The following is a 22,049-nucleotide window of genomic DNA, read 5'->3' as shown; positions in this document are numbered from 1 at the left end:
CTGCTTGAACAGAAAAAACGAAGTTCAAACCATGTTAACCCGCCGTCAATTTCTATTGACCAGCGCATCGGCTTTCGTTTCCGCGATGGCGCCCTTCTCGCTTGCGGGATTGGAGAAGTCTTCCCGGCGGCCTAACGTCTTGATTCTGCTTTCCGATCAGGAGACGGAGCGGATTTCCCGATCCTGGCTGCGTCTGCCCAACCGGCGGCGGTTGGAGGCGCGGGGAATGCGCTTCACGAACGCCTTTTGCGCGACGCCCCAATGCTCCGCCTCGCGCGCCTCACTTTTAACGGGTCTTAATCCTCACCAGGCGGGCGTTGTGGCGAATGTGGATTCCGGTTCGTTGGGCAAACCGCTTTCTCCCTCGATTCCCTGCCTTGGGAGCGTCTTTCGCGATCAAGGATATATTATGGGCTATTTGGGGAAGTGGCATTTGGGTAATGATGAGAATGGATTGGGTGCTTTCGGCTTTCCGAACAAGCATGACGGCAGCGCTTTGCGGGGCGAGGAACTGGCTAATGCGGCGGCGGATTGGATTCGGAACCAAGAGGAGACGCCTTGGCTGCTGGTCGTTTCCTTCATCAATCCACATGATATATATCAAATCTCGAATCACATACAAGAACCTATCTGCGACAACGTGACTCTTCCCGATAATTTCCATGACGATCTTGCTGGGAAACCGGCGCCACAGCGCCAATATTTGGAAAAAGACCAAGGCAAGGTTACTCTGAATTGGGGAAAAGAAGAGTGGCTGCGTTATCGAAGTTATTACCTGAATCTCATTGAGAAGGTGGACAGCCATATCGGAATCATCCTCGATGCTTTAGAGGCTAAAGGGCAAAGCGAGGATACTGTAGCGATCTATTCGTCCGATCATGGCGATATGGCTGGCGCTCACCGGCTGCCCTTCAAGGGGCCGTTCATGTACGACGAACTGCTCAACGTTCCGCTGACTTTATCCTATCCCCAACGCTTTGCTCAGGGCGGCGTCAGCGATTCGCTTGTCAGCCTTATCGATATCGTTCCCACTCTCTGCGAAATGAGCGGGATCGCCTGGCCGAAACCATTGCCGGGGATAAGTTTATGTCCCTTGTTCAGCCAGCCAAATCAACCCTTGCGGAAAGAAATTTATGCGGAATATTACGGCAAGCAAAAATGGATCAATCCCATTAATACAATTCGAACGAAAGAATGGAAGTACAATCTTTATCTTCAAGGCGGCGAGGAACTGTACGCCTTGGATCGCGATCCGGGAGAGATTAAGAACCTCGCAGCGGATTCCGCTTATGCTCCGATCAAAAAGAAACTCGCCGATTCCTTGCAACGCTTCCATACCCATTGACGTTTACATGTATTGATCCATGCAATTCCGCGCGAAAAAGGATATGCTCGCAAAAGGAATTTTTCGAAAAACCAACGATATTCTTTTGGGAAATAACGTCATTTCACGCGGTAACTTATTCGCCGTTCTATCGTAATAGAGTATAATAAAGAAACGAACGGCCTCTCTCGTGGAGAAAGGAGATTCCTATCATGGAATTCATTTTAATGATCTTTATCATTCTGATAATGGCTATCGCCAGCAAAAACGTTCAGGCGACGTTCCGGCGATTCAGCGAAGTTCCCATCCGGCGGCGCATTACCGGCGCCCAGGCGGCGCGGTATATTCTCGACTCTAACGGCTTGCAGAATATTCCCATCGAGCGCATAGCGGGCGCTTTGACCGATCATTACGACTCGCGCAGCAAGATTTTGCGCTTGTCGGAACCGGTTTATAATAGCGCCTCCATTTCCGCCGTCGGCGTCGCCGCTCACGAAGCAGGCCATGCGCTGCAGGACAAAAGCGGCTATTTTGCTTTGCAGTTGCGGCAGGGATTCTACCCTATCGCTAGCGTTGGGTCCAATTTGGGCATGGGATTGATTTTTATTGGTTTATTCGCCGCCACTTTGTTCCAGCTTGGCGCGACGGGCTTTACCATCGCTCTAATTGGCTTGGTATTGTACGCTTGCGCCGTGCTTTTCACCATCATCACGCTGCCTGTCGAATTCAACGCCAGCCGCCGGGCGCTCGCTTGTCTGACAGAGTATGGCATCGTTAATGAGGAAGAAAATGCTGGAACCCGCAAGGTTCTCAACGCGGCGGCGTTGACGTATGTGGCGGCGGCTGTCGGTTCTATACTGACTTTGCTTTACTACGCCATGATTATTTTTGGCAACCGGGATTGATGCAACTAGTCAAAATGGTGGGCTACGCTTCGCTTTTAGCCCACCCTACTATACATTCTTGAAGATTTTGCCGGGGATCGCAGGCAGCTTGCTAGCAGGCGATCCCCTGTTTTATTCGAATTATGCCGAAAAAACCGCCTTCTCCCGCTCGTTGCGCCGCGCTTTTCGTTCTGGATAAGGTGTTGACGGAGGAGCGGATTCTGTTGGAAGTCCTCCCTGCTTTGGAGGAACAATGCCGCGATGCCCGAGACCTCGCTCTGGCGCGCGAAATCGTATCGGGAACTTGCCGCTGGCTGGGACGCATCCGCCATGTTTTGCGTTACGCCGCCAAAAATTTCGACGGCCTGCCCGATGCGGTAAAAAGAATCTTGGAACTTTCCGTCTATCAATTGTTCTTTCTTGATCGCGCTCCCGCTTACGCCGTCCTTTCTGACGCCGTGGAACTGACGCGGCGCCGCCGTCTGCCCGCTTTAGCTTCCGCCGTCAACGCCATCCTGCGGCGTCTACAGCGGGAAGTGGACGTCATTCCCTATCCCAAACGCGAGGAGAATCTGGCGGTGCATCTGGCGGCGCATCATTCCCATCCCCAATGGCTAGTGGAACGCTGGCTCGATCTTTGGGGGGAAGAGGAAACCGAAGCGTTTTGCCGCTTCAACAACGAACGCGCGCCCCTTTCCCTGCGCCTGAGAGGAAACGAAACGGCGGCGTTGGAAAAACTGCGCTCGTTGGAAATCGTCTTCGAACGGGATGAAAGGTTTCCCAACCGCATTCAGATTGCTCCCGACCAACATTTAAAACCAGATGCGTTGCAATGCGAAGAATGGGCCGTGCAAGATGGCGCTGCGATGCTGGTTCCGATGCTGCTTGCGCCCAAAGCCGGTTGGAAAATATGGGACGTTTGCGCCGCTCCCGGCGGGAAAACCTTTTTCCTCGCCGATATGATGGGGAATCAGGGTGAAATCGCCGCTTCGGATCGCAGCGAACTTCGCTTGGATCTATTGCGGGATCAGCAAAAACGCTTTTCCCTCTCTTGTATAAAACCATTATTGTTGGACGTTTTGCGCGGTGATCCTCCCGCCGGATTTGGCGACTTTGACGCCATTCTGTTAGACGCTCCATGTACGGGCTGGGGCGCTTTCCGCCGCCATCCCGATCTGCGCTGGCGGCTGCGGCCGGAAGAAGAAAAGCACTCCGCCGAACAAGCGCAGCGGATGCTGGGGAAAGTGCATCCTTATTTGAAGCCGGGCGGCGTTTTGGTTTATTCTACTTGCACTCTCTCTCCAGAGGAAAACGAGAAAACCGTTGAGCGTTTTTTGAACCGTCATCCCAGCTATGAAATCGAACCGGCGGCGCCTTTTTTACCGGAAGCCTTATGCGAGACCACAGCAGTGGAAGGATGGATGCGCCTCGTTCCTCAACGATGGAATCTGGACGGCGCTTTCGCCGCCCGTTTGCGTAAGAAGGAATAACGTAGAGATATAAGATATTCAAATCGCTATTTCTCATTTTTTGTTTCGTTTACCCCATTCATTATGTTCCCAAGCGCGCAAGAAAAAGATATAATTTCTTTGTTTCTCTATAAAAAAGCGTAACAAAAGAGGTTCTTGCAAAAATGGTATAATTTTCTTTTCCATTCTCCCCCCAAGCTTGGGGGGAGTTAGAGGGGGGTTGATTTTGTTTAACTTATCTCAACCCCCTCCTAACCTCCCCCAAGCTTGGGGGAGGAATAATATAGTTTTGCAAGAGCCTCAAAAATCGTCCGCAATAGCTAATTCGTCAAAAATCAATGATAAAGAAAATCTCCAAAGCGATTCTGCGATTAATCAATGGATTTTTCTTGATTGTATTGTTTATAGGGCTGCTCGTCGCCGGAATCGCAGGCGGCGGCATATGGCTAATGGATTATCTTATTCGCGGCGAAGAAGTAACGGTTCCCCGGTTGTATGGCCTGACCAAATCGGAAGCCGTGGAATTGCTGGTGGAGAACGAGCTTATTCCCCATTTGCCGGTCAAAGAAGTCGTCAGCGACAACGCCCCGCCGGGCATCGTCATCGAACAGCGTCCCTATCCGGATACGTTCGTTAAAAAGGGACGCAGCGTTGCGATCACCGTCAGCGCCGGTCCTCAGGAAATCCTCATACCTGATCTCACCGACGCCCGCCTGGAAGAGATATCGGGAATGATCCGCAGCGCAGGTTTGGAATTGGGCCAACGAGCCTTCGTCTACCATCCCACCTATCCCAAAGGAACGGTGATTCTCCAGGATCCGCCCTATGGACGGAGGCTTGTCATCGGAAAAAAAATCAACCTTCTAGTCAGTTTGGGACCTCAGCCGGAAGAATATATTATGCCGAAATTGATCGGCGTCCATGTAGACGAAATACTCAATCGCCCGGAAATGGAACCTTTTCCCCTGGTAAAAGAAAACATCCACTATGTAAAAACCGAATCCTCCCAATGGAATATCATCCTCAAGCAAAATCCTGAGCCTGGGGCCAAAATCGTTACCGGCGAGACCGGCGAGCCGATCGCGATTGACGTCGGCTCCAGCGGAACGGAAATCGCTCTCCCGCGGATGATTCACATCGTTTTTCCTTTACCCTATCCATCCCTTTCCGGCCAATTCTATATCGCCGTGTGGGACGAGACGGTTTCCGTGTGGGACGAGACGGTTTCCGTCTCGAATCGTCCTTTGCTTTTCCCGCTGGAGATATCGCCTTGGTCCGAGGATATTGACGTTTGGATTCCCGTTTCCGGCGATGCGTGGGCGGGATTGATGGAAGGGTGGGACGAAAATTCGCTTTCTTTTGCTTATCCCTTAACGGCGCAATACTATCCCTCAACGAATCGATAAGAGGTGGAGAGGACAGATTTCGCTCTATCGCGCGATAAGGGATAGCTAACAATGCAATTTTGGCAAGATTTTCCCAAAAATGGTTTGATTTTTATTAAATTTCCATTAATGTTTTTTTAATTCGTTTACGGTATTTGGAATAATGAAAAAAGAACCATCCACGTCCCTCCAAATATTGACCCTTCTGAAAAAAAACGGAAGGATGACGGCTCGCCAGGTGGGAGAGATTCTTGGATTTACGACCATGGGAGCGCGTCAACATCTCATCGCCTTGGAGAGGGATTCCTACATCGAGTCGGAATTCGTGCGGCAGAAAGCCGGACGTCCAGCCCTTTATTTTAAACTGTCGGAAAAATCGGATCTATTTTTCCCCCAAAGTTATTCCAATTTCATTGTGGATCTTCTGCGGAATTTGGAAGAATTGGATGGCCGGGATAAAATCGGAAAAGTCCTCAACTACCGCCGGGAAAAACTACTGAAGAAATACGCTCCTCTTCTTAATGGCGACGATTTAAAAAAGAAGGTCGAGACCCTTACGCATTTGCGCGAGGAAGAGGGCTATATGGCGGAGATGGAAGAGGAAGAGAATTATTTTATCTTGAAAGAACACAATTGCCCGATTCATTGCGTGGCGGAGAATTACCCAGAAATTTGCCGCAATGAGTTGGAATTGTACCGCCAACTGTTGAATTGTCCGGTCGAGAGATTGGAGCATCTCGTCCAAACCGAGAAGGCCTGCGTTTATCGCATCCAAAAGAAAAAGCCCTGATGTGGCGGGGCGGCAGGGTTTTACTTTCTGCAATCGCCGAGATCCTTTCCTCGGCAGGGGGGATCAAAACGAAACGGCGGATGGCTCCGCCATTTCTCCGATCGTCGCAAACGGAATCCCGATCAATCCAAACGAAGCATGAGACAGGAAAACGGATCGTCCGCTTTTGTCAGCGCTTGATTGCGCGATTCGCCTTCGCTTATCGCTTCGCGAACCGCGTTGAACAACCAAATTTTCGATTGGTTTTCCCGATCGATTTGCTCGAAGGGAATCTCCATTTCCGCATACCAGGAGTTGTTGTCGCGGGTAAAAGCGAACTGCCAGCCGGTTTCGAGATTTTCCTGCCGATTTTGCACTTCAATGATATTGAATAAAGCCTTTTTATCGCCGCCGTCTTTTATTTTCAACGTCATTCCTAATGGATCGACGATCTTTTGCTCTCGGCTTTTCTCCACCTTCCAATCGTCTCCATCCTGTTGCAAAACGACCGTCCATACGCTTTCATGAGTATAATCGCGGCGGGGATCGATCATCACCTGAAACGTCTCTTTTTCTATCGCATCCGGATGAACCGGATTTTCACCCAAGAAGAGAACGTAGAGATTGCGGGCGTCTTTCATCAACCGGATTTCCCCTTTCCAGTCTTCGGGAGCGCCGACCAATGGCCATACCTCCGCATTATTCCACGATTCCTCCATGATCCCATCGATAGCAGGAGGCGTGAGGGCTATGGCGAGGCGGATCGCGTTTCCTGGATTCTGGCCTTGAATCAACGCCGCTTCGTTGCGCGCAGCCTGAGCCTGGGAGTTTGGAGAAAAACGATTGTCTATGTCTTGGAACAAGGCCAAGGCGTTGGATTGATCTCCTGCGTCCCGCTTGCCCAAGGCGACGCCGAAGAGGGCGGTTTTCTCGTCGATGCGTTGGGTTTCCGAGGCGGCGGCTTTAATATTGCCGATGATTTCCTGCGCCCCCGCGTCCTTTCGCAGCAATTCGCGGCCGATGAGGAGAGCGGTTTCCGGCGCGGCGGCGAACGCCCGGTCATAGACTTTCATAGCCGATTCGGGATCGTTGTTTCGCCGATATAGATCCGCTAACCGTGAGAGATATTTCCCGTTATTCGGGAAAAAATCGCATATAGCGGAATAGAGGCGGGCGGCGCGGGCTATATCGTTCCGCTTTGCGCATTGTTCCGCCAATTCCGCGATCAGTTTTTCTCCCCCCAGCGAAATCTTATAACGGAAGACGGCTTCCGTATCGGGAACCAGGCGCAGGTCCTGGATCAGTTGCGTTTTATCGGAACGGATTTCCTGGCCGCCGAACGTCGTCCGATTCGCCGTTCCTTTTAACGCTTGAAAAATAGTGAGTAAGTACGAGGCGCGGTCCAAGATCATTAAGGGCAGCGCTTTTTCATCCTCCGATTCGCCTTTGCCGAGAGAAGCGAGCGAAGCGGCCCGGCGCACGCCTTCCCGGTAGGCGTAGAATTCCGCCTCATTATCCTGGAACGAAACTTTATTCGCCGGCCGCATCACGCTGTCACGCAACACTTTATAATAGCGGTTGCGCAAAATGCCGCTGGCGGATTGGTTCTTCACGTCCAGCATTTCCTTCAGCAACTGGCTGCTGCTGGTGAGGATGAATGCATTCTCGTGGACGCACCAGCTGGGAGTGATGGGGATAAAAGGCAGTTTCAATTGCAGGGTGGAGATGGGAGTATTTTGATAGGTTTCCTTCGAACAGATCAGAAAATCGCCGAACGAGCCGATAAGCCCCTCTTGAATTTTTTGCAATCCCGCCGCCGCCTTGGCCGCATCCTGCGTTCTGACCAATAAAGCCGCGTTGTTCATCGGCATGACGGATTCCAGGTCCATCACCGGGCGCATGATGCACCATTCGTCCCCCATCCAGGAGAAAACGTCTTCTTCAAGCGAAATGCCGCGATCGGCGAGATATTTCTCCGCCGTTTCGATGGGTTCTTTCAAAAAGGGAATTGGCTCGATCAGCGCATGGACCGTATTCCATAGATCTTTCGGTCCAAAGACGTTGCCCGAACTCAACGATCCCGTATTTCTGACCATGTAATCTTCAAAGGAGAAAACGGCGGGCGGACGGTCGAATACTTTCGACCAAGAAGTGTCTTTCCAATTGGAGCTCAACAACGAATAACTCGTGGTTTTTTTATTGCCGTTTTCATCGTAAACCGTAGAAAAACCGATCGCTTGCACGCTGGTCAAATAGGAAAGAATCGCGTCGACGACCGTTACCGCTTCTTTAGCTTCTCGAAGATCGGGGATGCTAATGGGGATGGATCTCAATACATCGATCAATTCCTTCGGCGCATCTCCGCCGTTCTTTTCTATGGCTTCTCCAATATTTTTCGGCGTCTCGTCATTCTGGGGAATCAAATTTAAAGTTCCCAACATGGCGGAAGTAATCGATTTCAGGGGCTGCGTCAATTGAGCGAGGTTCCAATACATCGTCGAGGAACGTTCGGAGGGCAGATGGGAAACGACGGTTTTGTAGGATTCGTCTTCCGCCAGGCATTTTTCCTGAAATTCGATATTATCCAGCAACTTAATCAGTTTGGGCTTGCTGGTGCAGGCGTAGAGGGACGCGTCATCATAGGCGTAAGCCAATCCCATTCCAGGAATGCGTCCGGGACCGTAGAGAAACCGGATGGGATAGCCGGAATATTCGTCTTGTTCAACTTGAAGCATGGGGAACATGTCGGTAAGGCTTTTAAACGTTTGCGCTATCGCTTTATCGGTCTCTTCCGGTTTTTCCAGCCGCGCCATGAAAATCGCCGCCGGCAGTTTCACGGAATCGTCCAATCCGGACAAGGCGAAAATCCACTGGCCGCCGAACAATTTTTCGCCGTTTTGGACGATTTGCATTTGTTCGCGCAAGGTTTGCCATTCCGCTTTTAGGACTCGCCATTCCAGAAAATCGTCCATCGTTTCCAGGAATTTCGAAAACGCTTCTTCATATTTGGGAAAAGATGGACCTTGCGGCGAAGCGGGATTGTTTTCCATGTAAAAAAGAATGTTGGCGGGAACGATCCGGTCGAATGGCGCTTTATCCGCTTCCGCCAATCCAACGAAGGAAAACAAGAAAATAAAAGAATAAATGAATTTGCGCGTCATGATTCGATTACTCCCAATGGAGATAGGATATTTTTCGATTAACGTTCGATTGTTGAAATTTGAAGGATCGTAGGATGGGACATGCCGTTTGACCCATCGATTAATCCAATCCTTACGTAAAGATGGGTCAAAAAACGCGACCCATCCTACTTTTTCATTCATCATTCCTTAGAGAATCGACAACAGCGTCATAAGCGATACGCTCAGCCCTAAGACTAATTGTCTTCCCATCCAGGCTAGAGTCTCTTTCGCTTTCGAGGGCGTCGAGGAGCCGTTAGGTTTGTCCGAATCGGATTTCCCGCTTCCTGCGTCTCGGAGAAGATCCACCGCCACTACGGCATCCATATCCTTTGGCAGAACGGCCAGCGAATCTTTCAGTACGGACGATTTTTCCGAAGCGTAATCTAATCCTTTGCTGAGGTAGGACTTGGCGGTATTCGTTACCGCTAGCATCGCTTGTTGTTGGACTAAGGTTAACTCGGGCCTTTCGATATTCCCAAACGAATCCGCCGGATCATACGTTATTTGGTCGGAAGGCGCTTGCTCTGTTCCCCGCCAATCCGTCATGATGAAGGCGAATAGGAGAATCGATCCCACGGCGGCGGCGAGAAAGCGGGGATTCAATAGAAAATACCATCCCCCTTCTCTGCGGCGGGGCGCCTGGTGAATCCGGACGCGGACTTGCTGCACCGTATCGCTGAGCAAACTATCGATCTCGGCGTCGGACAGTTTCGGCTCCAAGGCGCAATCGAATTGCTGGAACAGTTTCAGCGCCTTTTGACTGGCGCCGCCATCCGCCAGCGATTCTTCCACCCGCCGCTTCGCTTCCCCCTCCAGCAATCCATCGTAATAGAGAGAAATCTCTTGCAGAGTGGGACGTTCCTTTTCTTTCATGGCCCTGCTCCTTCTATCTTGCCGGAACATCGCAATATTCGATTTCGTTTCCCTCACCCCAATCCTCTCCCAGAGGGCGAGGGGGGAAAGGCGTTAACAAATATCTATGAACAAACGATGCGCAATTTTTCCCATTTCGAATCCATCCACCGCGAACGATCTATAACATTTCCGCGAAGGATTCGCCATAATAATCGCTCAAAACCGGTTTCAAAACCTTCATTAGTTTCTGGCGGGCGGCGAACAAGGTGGTGCCTACCGTGCCTTCGTTGCAGTCCAAAATTTCGGCGATCTCTTTGATCGACAGCCCCTTGCAGCTGCGCAGCGTCATGACGGTTCTTTGTTTCTTAGGCAGTTGCTCCATCGCCAGGATGATTTTTTCTTGCAGCCATTGGTCTTGATAACAATCGTCCGGCCTTTTAGGGCGTTCCAAGCTGCTCTCTTCCACCATCGCATGGAAGGATGGATCCTGATGATCGGCGGCGAAAACTTTGTCCGGCTTGCGTTTGCGCAGCCAATCGATGCATAGATTGTTGGCCGTTTGGTAAAGCCAGGCTTTTAAACTTTTATCTTCCCTTAATTTGGCCAGCGACCGATACAATCGGACAAAAGTTTCTTGGAGAATGTCCTTCGCCTCGTCGGCGTCGCGGATCATGCGGAGAATAAAATGAATCAGCGGGCGTTCGTAACGCTGAACCAATTCATTGTAGCCCCGCATATTGCCGTTTTTCCACAAACGCAAGGAGAGCGCATCCGGATTTTCGGCCGCTTCCGCCATTAAGGCGCTTCCCGCCTGGACTGCTTCCGCTATTGAAGCATTCATGCCGTACCGTTCATTCTTTCTTGCCAACGAGCGATTGCTGTTTTCAAGCGTTCTCTTATCGTTCATAATATGTTACGAAGGCGCCGGCGCATATTTTTAAGGGAAAATGGATAGAAAAAAGTTTTTTTTAAAATGAATATTCGCCCGTACTTATTCGTATAAAATGAATACGCGATATTTTAGTAGAAATTTCATGGCGAAACAAAATCTTCGCGAAGGCGTTACGTACATTGAAAATCATGTTTTTTCCCAAGCGCGAGGAATAATTTTTTCTTAAACGATTGAAGAGCCTTAATCATAATGGAAATAAAATCCGCTTTCGAATTATCGCATCTTAACGTCAATTTCGGCCCTAAGGCGATTCTTCAGGACCTGACGATCGAGATGCCCGCCGGAGCCATCGGCCTTCTCGGTCCCAACGGCGCCGGGAAAAGCACTATGTTGAAAACGCTCATGGGCTTCATCAAGCCCCGGAGCGGCGGCGCCAAGGTCTTCGGCTACGATTCCATCTTCCAAGGCCCTCATATCCGGCAGTTGATCGGTTATATGCCCGAAGATGACACCTATATACCCGGCATGACGGCGGTGGAATTCGTTTCCTACAATGGGATGCTTTGCGGTCTTCCACGCAAGGAAGCCATGCTGCGCGCGCATCAGGTTCTGCATTACTGCGGCCTGGGCGAAGCCCGCTACCGCAAGGTGGAAACCTATTCCACCGGCATGAGGCAGCGCATCAAATTGGCGCAGGCGCTAGTCCATGATCCCAGCCTGCTGCTCCTCGACGAGCCGACTAATGGCCTCGATCCCCAAGGACGCAAGGATTTGCTCAATTTAATCAAGGATATTACCACCAAGAAAGATATTTCCGTTATTCTCTCCAGCCATCTTCTCCACGATGTGGAAATGGTTTGCGAATATATGATGGTTTTATTCAAAGGCAAGCTGGCGACGGCGGGAAAGATCAAAGACCTGAAACAACTCGCCTACGTTTCCTACGAAGTGCGAGTGAAAGGGGATAACGCTCCTTTCCGCGCCGCTTTGGAAAAACGCGGCGGCGTCTGCGCCAACAAGCGCGACGGGCTGATGCAGGTGAAGATGACCGAAACGCTGGGAACGGAGGCGATCTTTTCTTCCGCCCGCGAGACGGGAGTGCAAATCCGCCACATGGCCCGCGAAGAGATGACGCTGCAAGAGGTTTTTTCCTCCGCCATCGACAGTGTTTGATTTTGAATTTTGGATTATGAATTTTGAATTAAAAACTCACGTTACGCAGCTTTTGGATGCAGGCATCCCCCCTGCTCGTTGGAGAAACCATTCAAGAGAGGAGGAAGGGCGTCATTTTTTTACGTTATTGAATCACGAAAACACGAAAAGGCTCGAATTTCTCGAAATTATTGAATCGCGGATATTACGGATTCTTTTGGATTCCACGGAAAAATCCTTTTTTACGGCGCGATCCCTTGCGCTATTTGTTTTTTTTGTGTTTTTCATTTTCATTTCGTGTCTTCGCGATTCAATCCGAAAAGCAAAACAACTCCATCATGTTTATAATCGTGCTTAACGCGATTTAAGAATTTAGAATTAAAAATTAAGAATTAAGAATTAAGAATTAAGCTTTTGGAGGTTTCGCTGTGCCTGTTTACGAACAATCTTATAGCCATTACGCCGGAGCGTACCGCCCGCGCGCACTTTCCTGGAGCGTAATCGCCATGAAAGGGATCGGACATCTATTGAAGGAAAAAGGGTTCCGCATCCTGATGTTCGTATCCTTATTCGTATTCTTTATTCTCAGCATCCAGCTCTATTTGAGCGCCAATGCCGAATTATTGAAATGGATGGGCATCAGGGAGGAATTAACGGATTTTTTGAAAGTGAACGAACGCTTCTACTACAATTTTCTGCAATCGCAGCAATTTTTCTGCTTTCTCTTACCGCTCGTTTTCGGCGCCGATCTCATCGCCCAAGACCGGCGCACGAAAGCTCTGGCGCTTTATCTTTCCAAACCTATCACCCGTCTGGATTATCTTTTCGGCAAGGGCGCGATCGTATTGTTCTATCTCTATCTCATCACGCTCGTCCCCGGTTTGTTTTTGATGTTTTTACATGCCTTCTTTACCGAGGATTGGGGATACTTGAGTTCCAACGTTTCCCTCATGCTGCGCATTGCCCTTTTCTCGCATATCTTGATTATCCCGATTCTTTTGAGCATTATGACGCTATCCTCCCTGGTGAAATCGCGCATATCCTCCGGGACCATGTTTTGCGTCCTCTATTTCGTTCCCTTTGCGATTTCCAACATCTTTCGGCAATTATTCTACGATCCGTTGTTTTCCTCTTTGTTCAGCAAGGAATGGTGGTCGCTCGTCTCCTTCCAGACTATATGGAGCCAGCTGGGCGCGGAGATCTTCCATCAGGAAATTCCTTACGAAATCCATTGGGGATATCACCTAGCCGCTTTACTGCTGTTTTGCGTATTGGCTTCCATGCTGCTTTACCGGCAGATTCGCGCCGTGGAGATCGTGAAGTGATAGTGCGTTGTTTTGGTTGCGAAAATTTGATTTGAAAAGCGTATCAAATACTATGGCTATTATCGAAATTCAAGGACTTTCCAAGTGGTACGGCGAAGTGATCGGCGTCAGCAACTTGTCGGCGCGCATCGCTCCGGGCGTTACCGGCTTGTTGGGACCGAACGGCGCCGGAAAAACTACGCTGCTCAAGTTGATGACCGGCCAATTGGAACCCGATACCGGCGAGGTGAAGATCGACGGCCATTGCGTCTGGGATCATTCTCCTATCTATGAAGTTCTCGGCTTCTGCCCCGACCAGGAGACGTTTTACGAAACCCTATCCGGCGAGGAATTTTTAACGTATATGGCCCGGCTGCACGGCTTGCCCAAAGCCAAAGCCTTAGAAACGGCGAAAGAAACCCTGGTTATTATGGGTCTTGATCGGGAAGCGGCGCGCAAGCCGATCGGAGCTTACAGCAAGGGCATGCGCCAGCGCATTAAATTCGCCCAAGCCATTCTGCACGATCCCCAAGTTCTCTTCCTCGACGAGCCGTTTTCCGGCATGGATCCCATAGGCCGCCACGAATGCGCCGAGCGCATCCGCCATTATGGGCAGATGGGCAAAACGATCCTTGTCTCCAGCCACATTCTTCACGAGGTCGAAGAGATGACCAACCGCATCCTGGTGCTCAATCACGGCTTGCTTCTGGCGGAAGGCGAGGTGCAGGAAATCCGCGAGTTGATCGACGAACAGCCGCGCCACGTCCGCATCATCACTCCCGAAAGGCAGCGCCTTTCCAATCTACTCGTGGGATTCCCGGAAGTGCAAAGTCTATCCTTCGGCGAAACGTCGGACGAATTGATCGTGCAAACGTTGTCTCCCGATCAATTCTACAACCGCTTCGACGAAATCGTTCTCGACCGCCAAATTCCCGTGGATCAATTGATCACGATGGACGACAATCTCCAATCCGTTTTCGAGTACTTAGTGAAATGAACCCATCCACCGTCTTTCTCTCTCGCGTAAGTTATCCACTATCCGCCCTGATTACGATCAACCTGCGCATGACGCTGCTGCGGCGGAAAATCCTCTTTCCCGCCATTGTGGCGCTGATTCCACTGTTTCCCGTGCTGTTCTGGCGGTTGATTGTCGCCATCTATGGCTTTCCACCTTCCAAGAGCGGAGGCGATCCGTTCAATATCTACACTTTATGCAGCGCCAGTATGTTTATGCAATTCGTGGTTCCCTTGCTTTCGCTCTTGCGCGGCCTATCGGTCATGTCAGAGGAAGTGGACGAGGGGACGTTGATTTTTCTGCGGCTTCGCCCCATCCCTCGAACCGTCATCGTCCTAGGCAAGTTCATGGCATACGTTCTTTCCGTCGTCATTCTAACCGGCATTTCTCTGACAGCGGTTTATCTGATTCTCGGTTCGATGCCCGGGGCGGATATGATTCTCAGCGAGTATAGGGTTTTATTGAGGGATATGCGCATCTTCGCTCTTGGATTGGCATCCTACGGCGCCGTGATGATGCTAGTAGGGATTTTTTTCAAGCATTCTTTGAAAGTGGGCGCATTTCTTCTCTTTGTTTGGGACGCCTTCGCCGCTTATATTCCCGGCACAGCCCACAAACTCACCATCAAGCATTACCTGCAATCCATTTTTCCACGGCAGGATTTCGCTTCCGGAGGCGGCAACGACGTAAAAGAAATTATGATCGCGCTTCTCAGCGAACATAAACCTTCCTCTGCAACGGTTTCGATCGTTACTCTCTTGGGCATCATCGCCGCTAGCATCGTCCTCACCGTTCTAGCGCTCAAATACAAGGAATTTAAAGGCGGCCAGCAGGAAACGGGATGAACTGGGAATGATAAGTGATGAATGATGAATGATGAATGATGAAAGATGAAAGATGAAAGAGGATAATTCAAAGGCGGATACAACCTTGCCCTTGCCACCCGCCACCCAGTCCCTCATCGTCATCCCAGCCTTGAAAGGCTGGGCTATTTTCAAATGCCCCTTTAAAGGGGCAAACGACACTAGCCCGCCGTTTCAACAGCGGGGCGGCAGGGCTTTTCTTCCTGCAATCGCCGAGGGTCTTTCCTCGGTAGGGGGCTTATAACTTGTCACTCGTCAGTGTTTTTACGCTTCTCCCAATTCGCACACCAGCAATAGGTCTTGGCTGGTTTCGGGATCGAATTCGGAAAAATCGTAATCGCCGTAGGTCATAATCTCTGTGAATCCCGCCTCTTTGGCCATTTCGATCAGTTCATCCGCCAGCCAGGGATGATGCAGCAATTGCGAACTGCGCGAATGCCATCCGTTTTCGTCCTTCACGGCGGAAACCATGTTGAATTCGAGATGTTCCGTTTGGAAATCGTAAAATCTCGCGAAGACGTATTCCGTTCCTTCCACGATGCGGGATTTGACGGGAAAATCGCGGCGCCGGTTTTCCAGAATGAGCCGATAGTTGAGGAGATGATAAATCGCCACGCTGGTTATCTTCATTACGGCGATGGACTCCGTGAATAGGCGTATGATTGACGGCTTGTCTAAAAGATGGGAGAGCGTATTGCCCGCGCAGATGACGGCGTCGAATTTCTGCTGAAAGCGCGAGGCGAAGTCGGTAATTTTCATACACTGGAATTCGATATCGACTTCTTCCTTTTCCGCCAATTCCTGGGCGTATTTGATCATTTTGCTGGAACTATCGATTCCGACAACGTTATATCCCATTTCCCCCCAATAAAGCGCATGGCCTCCCGTGCTGCAGCCGAGATCGAGGATAGATTTGCCCAAGCATTCTTGGAAAAGATGCTGATAGAAGGGATCTTCCTTCTTTATTCGCTCCGGCCAATCAATGAAGTAATCGTAGGTTTGGGCCATTTGGTCGTAGAATTTCATCGTTTTTTCCTTGGATAGGGATCAGGACGGCTTTGACGACTCCATAGGTTTATGGGAGGAAGCGGATTAACCGCCGAGCCGAGTTCTATGCAATATAGCAACCAATCTTATCACAAAAAACAGTCGGAATTGCTGATTCGATTACTCTATCCGAAATTGGAAGGGGAAAAAAGGCTGTTTCGATGAATGATGAATGAGGAGTGATGAATGATGAATGATGAATGATGAAAAGATTGATGGATCAAAAAACGTGACCCATCAATCTTTCTCCCCGTCTCCGCAGTCACACTGTCCCGCAAGGCTCCTTCTGCGTCTATTCCGCGTTACAATAGAGAAAATTTTTTAGGAGGAATCGGGATGAGTATTCCTACCGTCGGAATTATTATGGCGGGCGGGTCGGGGGAGCGATTTTGGCCTATCAGCCGCCGTTTGCGTCCCAAGCAGCTGTTGCGTCTGACCAGCGAGACGAAAACGATGCTGGAGGAAGCCGTCGATCGGTTGGCGCCCCTAATTCCTCCCGAACGGATTTTCATCGGCGCCAACGCCGATTTGCAGGCGGTTATTCGCTCCGCCTTGCCGCAAATCCCCGCCGAAAATGTATTGGGGGAACCGATGCGGCGCAATACGTCGGGCTGCATCGCTTTCGCCGCCGCCCATGCGTTGGCCCGTTTTCCCGATGCGGAAGATATTCTTATGTCAGTAACGACCGCCGATCATCGCATCGGCGACAACGGGCGCTTCCGGAGCACTCTCGCCGCCGCGCTGCGGTGGGCGGAGGAGAACGAAGCGCTGGTGGCGATCGGGACGCATCCTACGCGCCCAGAGACGGGTTTCGGTTATATCCAAATCGCCGAATTGAACAAGCCCGTTACCGAAAGCGGCGGCGTTCCCATCTATCGCGCGGCCCAGTTTCTGGAAAAACCCCACCAGGAAGATGCGGAACGGTATCAGGCCTCTCGATTCTATTACTGGAACAGCGGCATGTTCTTTTGGCGCATCTCCACCTTTCTTAAAAGTCTGCAACGCGCTCTGCCCGATCTGGCGCAAAGCGTTTTGCGGATGGCGGAAATATTGCAGCGGAATACCGGCGCCGAGAAAGAAATTGCGGAAATTTTCGAAAGAATGCCCAATATCTCCATCGACTACGGCCTGATGGAAAAAGCGGAAAACGTATACGTCGCCCTGGGGGATTTCGCCTGGGACGATGCCGGAGCCTGGGATTCGCTCGCCCGCTTCCAATCCCGCGATTCGAATCGAAACACCGTCTATGGGGGAGCGGCGCTCGTGGATTGCCGCAACGTCATCGTTTACAATGAGCCGGGAATGGAGAAAATGGCCGTGGGCGCGGCGGGAATGGAAAACGCCATCATCGCCGTTACGGAAGACGGCGTGCTCGTCTGCCGCCGCGACCGGGCGCAGGATGTACGCCTAATTGTAGAGGAATTGAAAAATCGCGGAGCGACGCAAATTTGAATCGCGAAGACGCGAATTAATTTTGAAACCACGAATAAACATGAAATAGAAAAACAATGAGCGCTGCCTATGAACCGCATATCCTCGATTCCGTGTTTCAAGGCTTATGACGTGCGGGGCGTCGTCCCTTCGGAACTGAATCCCGAATTGGCGTACAAAATTGGACGCGCCGCCGCGCAATATCTCTCGGCGAAAACATTCGTCATTGGGCGCGATATCCGCGCTTCGGGCGAGGCGCTGAGCCAAGCGCTGGCGAAAGGGCTGACCGAAGGCGGCGCCGATGTTTTCGACATGGGTTTGTGCGGAACCGAAATGGTCTATTTCGCCGTCGCCCATCAACAAATGGACGGGGGAATCATGATCACCGCCAGCCACAATCCCCCAGAATACAACGGCATGAAAATCGTTCGCCGCGAATCGCGGCCCGTAGGCTCCGAGACGGGACTAAAGGAGATCGAGCGCCTTTGTCTGGCGGGAGTATTTGCGGCGCCGGAGCGAATCGGTCAGGTTAAGACGTTCGATTGTACGGACGCCTATATCCAACGCCTATTAGGCGGCGTGGATATCGGCCAACTCAAACCGATGAAAATCGTCGTCAACGCAGGCAACGGCGGAGCGGGTATTATCCTGGACCAATTGGAGAAGCATTTGCCCTTCGAATTCGTAAAAATCCATCATCTACCGGATCCCTCCTTTCCCCACGGCGTTCCCAATCCTCTTTTGCCGGAAAACCGTTTTAATACCAGCCGGGCGGTAAAGGAATCCCATGCGGAGCTAGGCATCGCATGGGATGGCGACTTCGATCGCTGTTTTTTCTTCGACGAGAATGGGGAGTTTATCGAAGGCTATTACATCGTTGGTTTTCTAGCCCAAGCGTTGCTGGCCAAGCGTCCCGGCGCTAAAATCGTTTACGATCCGCGTTTGGTATGGAATACGATCGAACTTGTGGAGGAAGCCGGAGGCGTTCCCCTACCATGCAAATCGGGCCATGCTTTCATCAAAGAAATGATGCGGCGGGAAGACGCCGTCTACGGCGGCGAAATGTCGGCGCATCATTATTTCAAAGACTTTTTCTATTGCGACAGCGGAATGACGCCCTGGCTGCTGATGGCGGAAATCTTGAGCCAACGAGGAAATCCGCTGTCGGCATTGATCGCAGAACGCATCGAACGCTACCCAGTCAGCGGCGAGATCAACCGGCGAGTGAAGGAACCGGACTCCATTTTTGAAAGAGTCCGCCGTTATTATGAGAGCATGAATCCCATCGTCGATGAGATCGATGGTCTCTCCATCGCCTTCGAGACCTGGCGAATGAATTTAAGGAAATCGAATACGGAGCCGGTTATACGATTGAACGTGGAATCGCGGGGAGACATTCGGTTGATGCGTTCGAAAACGGAGGAGGTTCTCGACCTTATCGGCGCCGGTTGATTCAAAACGCACAGAAAGCCATATCGTCGAGAAAACTTATTCCTTGCAGGATAGGACGTAAGGCGAATACTGTAATCCCGGCCATGGGAATACTCGTTTTCCTATTATCGAAGAGAAATATTTTATCAACCATTAAAAAAATATTAAACTTACTCTGGAGATGTACGATATTCTATGGTATATTAAAAACGATGTAACTTCTGGGCGGCCTAACGATTTAAATTCTTTAATTCGTGGAGGTTAAAACAAAAAACATAAAAAGGCCGCAGAGAACAAAGGAATAATGGCGGTAAGAAAGAGGAAACGGGGGATTTCCTACCCCGCAGCATTGCGGTCAAGCAACAACGCTTCTTATCCCGGAAGAGGCAAGTTTCAAGAAAATAATCACGCAGATCCTGGTTTTTACAGTACTTGAGCGAAATTTATCACTTGACATAGAGAGGACTTTTCCTTATACTGCACTGAGGATTTTTAGCCTCATTCGCTTCGAATGGGATGAATTTATTGAGATACCGGGACAAATTTCTTGGATTTTTTTTCTGGTTTAAGACTTGAGTCTGGCTCACCAATTCGGTAAGGTGGTTAATTATAAAAATTATGTATGGGCCCCCTTGTTGGCGAATAGGCCAAGTCAAGGGATAAGAGTATAATGCGGGAAAAGTTTATCAATGCGCATTCTAAGGAGGTCGAAATGGCCTTAAGACGGCTGCTCCTCGGCATCAGTGTATTGTCGGTTGTATTTGTAAATAACGCCAGCGCTCAATTCGAACCTACCACAGCCAATCAAGATGGTATTTTGATACTGGATGCTTTAGGACGGATATTCAGCGTCTCCCAGAATGGCGATCAATTGAGCTCTTATCTTTTCAAAGAGTTGGCTGACACCTCCAACCAATTCCAGTTTCCTTTTCCTGTAGCCAAAGACATCGAATTAGTCGGCAATCCTGACGGCTCCTTGAAAGGAGCGTACGCTTTGGATGTTTTGGGCGGTCAATTTTCCCTGACGTTGGATACGCCGATTTCCGTTACCGCGCCGGATTCCACGCCGGTTTTGATATCGACTCCGGCGCAGGTAGGCGCAATGCACTCTACGTTTTCCGCCGTCCCTTATTTCGGCTGGGACGTAGCGAAAGACCTTGAAATCTCTCCCGACTGGAGAAACGAAACTTACGGCTATCGCGGCTACTTCGTTCTGGACGCCGACGGCGTCGTGCATCCCGTAGGCGCAACCAATCTTCCTTCTTACGTCTTCGATAATCTTCAAACCGGCGAGCCCGAAATCGTCGAAAGCCTTTATCCGGGCACGATCGACATCTCCGGTTCGGAAGTTACCGTCAATGACCTTCTAAAAGGCGGCCCCATTAATTATCCTGTCAATCGTCTTTATTTCAATCAAAATGTAAAAAGCGTCACTCCAATTTTCGCCTATTTCGGTTCGGGTTCGGATATCGCCCGCGACTTGGAAATATCGGCGGAATACGCGCAACTGACCGCTCCATCCAAAAGCGATTCCAGCGCGATCGAAAACAGAACTATCGCCATGACGAATGGTTATTACATTCTGGACGGTTTCGGCGCCGTGCACTCCAACCGTCTCGCGCTTGATTTCGATGTGGACAATGATAACCAAATTCTTTACGACAAAGATATGCTGCAAGAGGATTTCGGCAAGCCGATCAACAACATCGTCCTCGCCAGTCCCTGGGAAGCCGATAAAGGCGACCTACCCTATTTCGGGTGGGATGTTGCCATAGATGTTGAAATCACCCCCAGCGGCAAGGGCTTCTATCTCCTCGACGAATATGGCGGAGTGTTCGCCATCGGCGATGCGGCGCTTTCCTTCCCGCCGAAAATCGATTCGAACGGCAATGTGATTCCCGTCAACTCGATTCCACCCTTCTTCGGCTTCCCCATCGCCCGCGATTTGGCGTTGGTTCCCAACAAGGAGAACAAGCAGTTGGGCGTGGCGGCGAATTCGACGACGACAGGGTTATTGGTTCTGACCGGCGATGGAACGGTGCATCCGGTCGGTCTAGCCAATGCTTATGATATTTCCAATACCGGCAACAACGGCGCTCCCGTTACCAACTTCTCCGATTCGTTCCGCGCTATTGAAACCACTCCGCTCTGGCTGCCAGGCGATCCCAGTAAGAAAATCTTCACTCCCGGCGCTATCGTCTCGCCAGGCTCCGATTTGTTCGTTATCGGCGGCGAAACGTATGCGTCGAGCCTAGCTCCTAAATATCGCAACGTAACCGCCGATTACACTACGATCACTGACAGCTATACGCAGATTACGGGAGCGGATTGATAGTGCATAGTTTCAAGCGAGCTTAATAAAACGGCCTGCTTTCGCAGGCTGTTTTTTTTGCTGGACGAGGCGATCGGAGCAACGAGATAAACGCCATGAATCCATTCGATAACCAATCCCAAACCTACGATAACGAATCCCGGCGCATTGAAGCGGCTGACGCCATTGCACATGCGATGATCCATTCGTTGGAAATTCGTTCTGACATGTCCCTGATGGAATATGGGGCGGGCACGGGATTGGTTACTCTGCATTTCCAGCCGCTGGTGAAAAAAATCGCGGCGATCGATTCTTCTCGCGGAATGTTGGAGGTTTTAGAGAGAAAAATCCGACAACAGGAAATGGATAACATCGGCCTCCTATGGTTGGATGGAATGAAGAATGCGATTCCCCGATGGGAATACGATATCGCCATCTGCTCCATGACATTCCATCATATCAAGAATACGGACTCGATATTATCGCAATTCAACGATTCCCTTAAACAACCGGGGCAATTAGCCCTTGTCGATTTGGATAAAGAAGAGGGCGATTTCCATTCCGATAACGATGGCGTCGAACATTTTGGCTTTGATCGAGAGCCGCTGGCCAAAATGGCGGAAAACATAGGATTCCACTCCATCCGATTTTCCACGCCTTACGTCATCAAGAAAAAAACAGCCGCTGGAGTGGATAAAGACTATCCCTTATTTTTGATGTTAGCTAAGAAATAAG

17 protein-coding genes are annotated in these 22,049 nt (G+C 50.4%); 13 read left to right on the top strand and 4 right to left on the bottom strand.

The genetic code is table 11. The features are described from left to right. Positions 1–4 precede the first annotated feature (4 nt). The 5 genes from AB1656_21120 (at position 5) to AB1656_21100 (ending at position 5,852) form a co-directional block, all read left to right on the top strand. The gene (locus AB1656_21120; protein ID MEW6237897.1) at positions 5–1,345 is read left to right on the top strand and encodes a sulfatase-like hydrolase/transferase; all 1,341 of its coding nucleotides are present in this window, start codon (positions 5–7) and stop codon (positions 1,343–1,345) included. A gap of 191 nt (positions 1,346–1,536) precedes the next feature. Continuing rightward, the gene (locus AB1656_21115) at positions 1,537–2,229 is read left to right on the top strand and encodes a zinc metallopeptidase (protein MEW6237896.1); all 693 of its coding nucleotides are present in this window, start codon (positions 1,537–1,539) and stop codon (positions 2,227–2,229) included. 122 nt (positions 2,230–2,351) lie between these two features. Next, positions 2,352–3,698: a 16S rRNA (cytosine(967)-C(5))-methyltransferase RsmB gene (gene rsmB / locus AB1656_21110; protein MEW6237895.1), complete on the top strand. Its 1,347-nt coding sequence runs from the start codon at positions 2,352–2,354 to the stop codon at positions 3,696–3,698. Between the two features lie 317 nt (positions 3,699–4,015). Beyond that, positions 4,016–5,083, top strand: coding sequence for a PASTA domain-containing protein (locus AB1656_21105; protein ID MEW6237894.1), 1,068 nt, complete (start codon positions 4,016–4,018; stop codon positions 5,081–5,083). Positions 5,084–5,225: 142 nt separating this feature from the next. Beyond that, the gene (locus AB1656_21100; GenBank protein ID MEW6237893.1) at positions 5,226–5,852 is read left to right on the top strand and encodes a metalloregulator ArsR/SmtB family transcription factor; all 627 of its coding nucleotides are present in this window, start codon (positions 5,226–5,228) and stop codon (positions 5,850–5,852) included. Positions 5,853–5,974: 122 nt separating this feature from the next. On the opposite strand, the gene AB1656_21095 is transcribed toward AB1656_21100, so the two are convergent. From AB1656_21095 to AB1656_21085, 3 genes are all read right to left on the bottom strand, one after another. Continuing rightward, entirely contained in the window at positions 5,975–8,992 is a 3,018-nt protein-coding gene (locus AB1656_21095) for a hypothetical protein (protein ID MEW6237892.1), read from the bottom strand. Between the two features lie 168 nt (positions 8,993–9,160). Continuing rightward, the gene (locus tag AB1656_21090) at positions 9,161–9,886 is read right to left on the bottom strand and encodes a hypothetical protein (GenBank protein ID MEW6237891.1); all 726 of its coding nucleotides are present in this window, start codon (positions 9,884–9,886) and stop codon (positions 9,161–9,163) included. A gap of 160 nt (positions 9,887–10,046) precedes the next feature. Next, the gene (locus AB1656_21085; protein MEW6237890.1) at positions 10,047–10,775 is read right to left on the bottom strand and encodes a sigma-70 family RNA polymerase sigma factor; all 729 of its coding nucleotides are present in this window, start codon (positions 10,773–10,775) and stop codon (positions 10,047–10,049) included. Positions 10,776–11,009: 234 nt separating this feature from the next. On the opposite strand from AB1656_21085, the gene AB1656_21080 reads away from it, so the two are divergent. From AB1656_21080 to AB1656_21065, 4 genes are all read left to right on the top strand, one after another. Beyond that, a complete protein-coding gene (locus tag AB1656_21080) occupies positions 11,010–11,933 on the top strand; it encodes an ABC transporter ATP-binding protein (GenBank protein ID MEW6237889.1) in 924 nt (307 codons plus the stop codon). A gap of 407 nt (positions 11,934–12,340) precedes the next feature. Then, positions 12,341–13,237, top strand: a complete 897-nt coding sequence (locus AB1656_21075; GenBank protein MEW6237888.1) for an ABC transporter permease subunit — start codon at positions 12,341–12,343, stop codon at positions 13,235–13,237. A gap of 31 nt (positions 13,238–13,268) precedes the next feature. After that, positions 13,269–14,213 carry an ABC transporter ATP-binding protein gene (locus tag AB1656_21070; protein MEW6237887.1) on the top strand — a complete coding sequence of 315 codons (945 nt, stop codon included), beginning with the start codon at positions 13,269–13,271 and terminating at the stop codon, positions 14,211–14,213. Continuing rightward, entirely contained in the window at positions 14,210–15,076 is an 867-nt protein-coding gene (locus AB1656_21065; GenBank protein ID MEW6237886.1) for an ABC transporter permease, read from the top strand. Before AB1656_21070 ends, AB1656_21065 begins: the two co-directional genes overlap by 4 nt. A gap of 282 nt (positions 15,077–15,358) precedes the next feature. On the opposite strand, the gene AB1656_21060 is transcribed toward AB1656_21065, so the two are convergent. Continuing rightward, the gene (locus AB1656_21060; GenBank protein MEW6237885.1) at positions 15,359–16,120 is read right to left on the bottom strand and encodes a class I SAM-dependent methyltransferase; all 762 of its coding nucleotides are present in this window, start codon (positions 16,118–16,120) and stop codon (positions 15,359–15,361) included. A 357-nt stretch (positions 16,121–16,477) separates the two neighbouring features. On the opposite strand from AB1656_21060, the gene AB1656_21055 reads away from it, so the two are divergent. The 4 genes from AB1656_21055 (at position 16,478) to AB1656_21040 (ending at position 22,048) form a co-directional block, all read left to right on the top strand. Next, positions 16,478–17,593, top strand: a complete 1,116-nt coding sequence (locus AB1656_21055; GenBank protein MEW6237884.1) for a sugar phosphate nucleotidyltransferase — start codon at positions 16,478–16,480, stop codon at positions 17,591–17,593. Between the two features lie 69 nt (positions 17,594–17,662). Further along, positions 17,663–19,024: a phosphomannomutase gene (locus AB1656_21050; protein MEW6237883.1), complete on the top strand. Its 1,362-nt coding sequence runs from the start codon at positions 17,663–17,665 to the stop codon at positions 19,022–19,024. Positions 19,025–19,715: 691 nt separating this feature from the next. Continuing rightward, the gene (locus tag AB1656_21045) at positions 19,716–21,335 is read left to right on the top strand and encodes a hypothetical protein (GenBank protein MEW6237882.1); all 1,620 of its coding nucleotides are present in this window, start codon (positions 19,716–19,718) and stop codon (positions 21,333–21,335) included. 95 nt (positions 21,336–21,430) lie between these two features. Then, complete coding sequence (locus AB1656_21040; GenBank protein MEW6237881.1) at positions 21,431–22,048, top strand: class I SAM-dependent methyltransferase; 618 nt, start codon at positions 21,431–21,433, stop codon at positions 22,046–22,048. Position 22,049 lies beyond the last annotated feature (1 nt).

The sequence above is a fragment of the Candidatus Omnitrophota bacterium genome, from assembly GCA_040755155.1.
Classification (GTDB): domain Bacteria; phylum Hinthialibacterota; class Hinthialibacteria; order Hinthialibacterales; family Hinthialibacteraceae; genus JBFMBP01.
Note: the sequence above shows the minus strand (reverse complement) of the source record. Positions and strands in the feature narration are given on the sequence as shown.

Excerpts from the sequence above, each read along its gene's own strand:
- AB1656_21095 (MEW6237892.1), bottom strand. The coding sequence starts at position 8,992 with ATGACGCGCAAATTCATTTATTCTTTTATTTTCTTGTTTTCCTTCGTT.
- AB1656_21050 (MEW6237883.1), top strand. The coding sequence starts at position 17,663 with ATGAACCGCATATCCTCGATTCCGTGTTTCAAGGCTTATGACGTGCGG.
- AB1656_21085 (MEW6237890.1), bottom strand. The coding sequence starts at position 10,775 with ATGAACGATAAGAGAACGCTTGAAAACAGCAATCGCTCGTTGGCAAGA.
- AB1656_21040 (MEW6237881.1), top strand. The coding sequence starts at position 21,431 with ATGAATCCATTCGATAACCAATCCCAAACCTACGATAACGAATCCCGG.
- AB1656_21045 (MEW6237882.1), top strand. The coding sequence starts at position 19,716 with ATGGCCTTAAGACGGCTGCTCCTCGGCATCAGTGTATTGTCGGTTGTA.
- AB1656_21065 (MEW6237886.1), top strand. The coding sequence starts at position 14,210 with ATGAACCCATCCACCGTCTTTCTCTCTCGCGTAAGTTATCCACTATCC.
- AB1656_21080 (MEW6237889.1), top strand. The coding sequence starts at position 11,010 with ATGGAAATAAAATCCGCTTTCGAATTATCGCATCTTAACGTCAATTTC.
- AB1656_21060 (MEW6237885.1), bottom strand. The coding sequence starts at position 16,120 with ATGAAATTCTACGACCAAATGGCCCAAACCTACGATTACTTCATTGAT.
- AB1656_21105 (MEW6237894.1), top strand. The coding sequence starts at position 4,016 with ATGATAAAGAAAATCTCCAAAGCGATTCTGCGATTAATCAATGGATTT.
- AB1656_21090 (MEW6237891.1), bottom strand. The coding sequence starts at position 9,886 with ATGAAAGAAAAGGAACGTCCCACTCTGCAAGAGATTTCTCTCTATTAC.
- rsmB (MEW6237895.1), top strand. The coding sequence starts at position 2,352 with ATGCCGAAAAAACCGCCTTCTCCCGCTCGTTGCGCCGCGCTTTTCGTT.
- AB1656_21100 (MEW6237893.1), top strand. The coding sequence starts at position 5,226 with ATGAAAAAAGAACCATCCACGTCCCTCCAAATATTGACCCTTCTGAAA.
- AB1656_21115 (MEW6237896.1), top strand. The coding sequence starts at position 1,537 with ATGGAATTCATTTTAATGATCTTTATCATTCTGATAATGGCTATCGCC.
- AB1656_21055 (MEW6237884.1), top strand. The coding sequence starts at position 16,478 with ATGAGTATTCCTACCGTCGGAATTATTATGGCGGGCGGGTCGGGGGAG.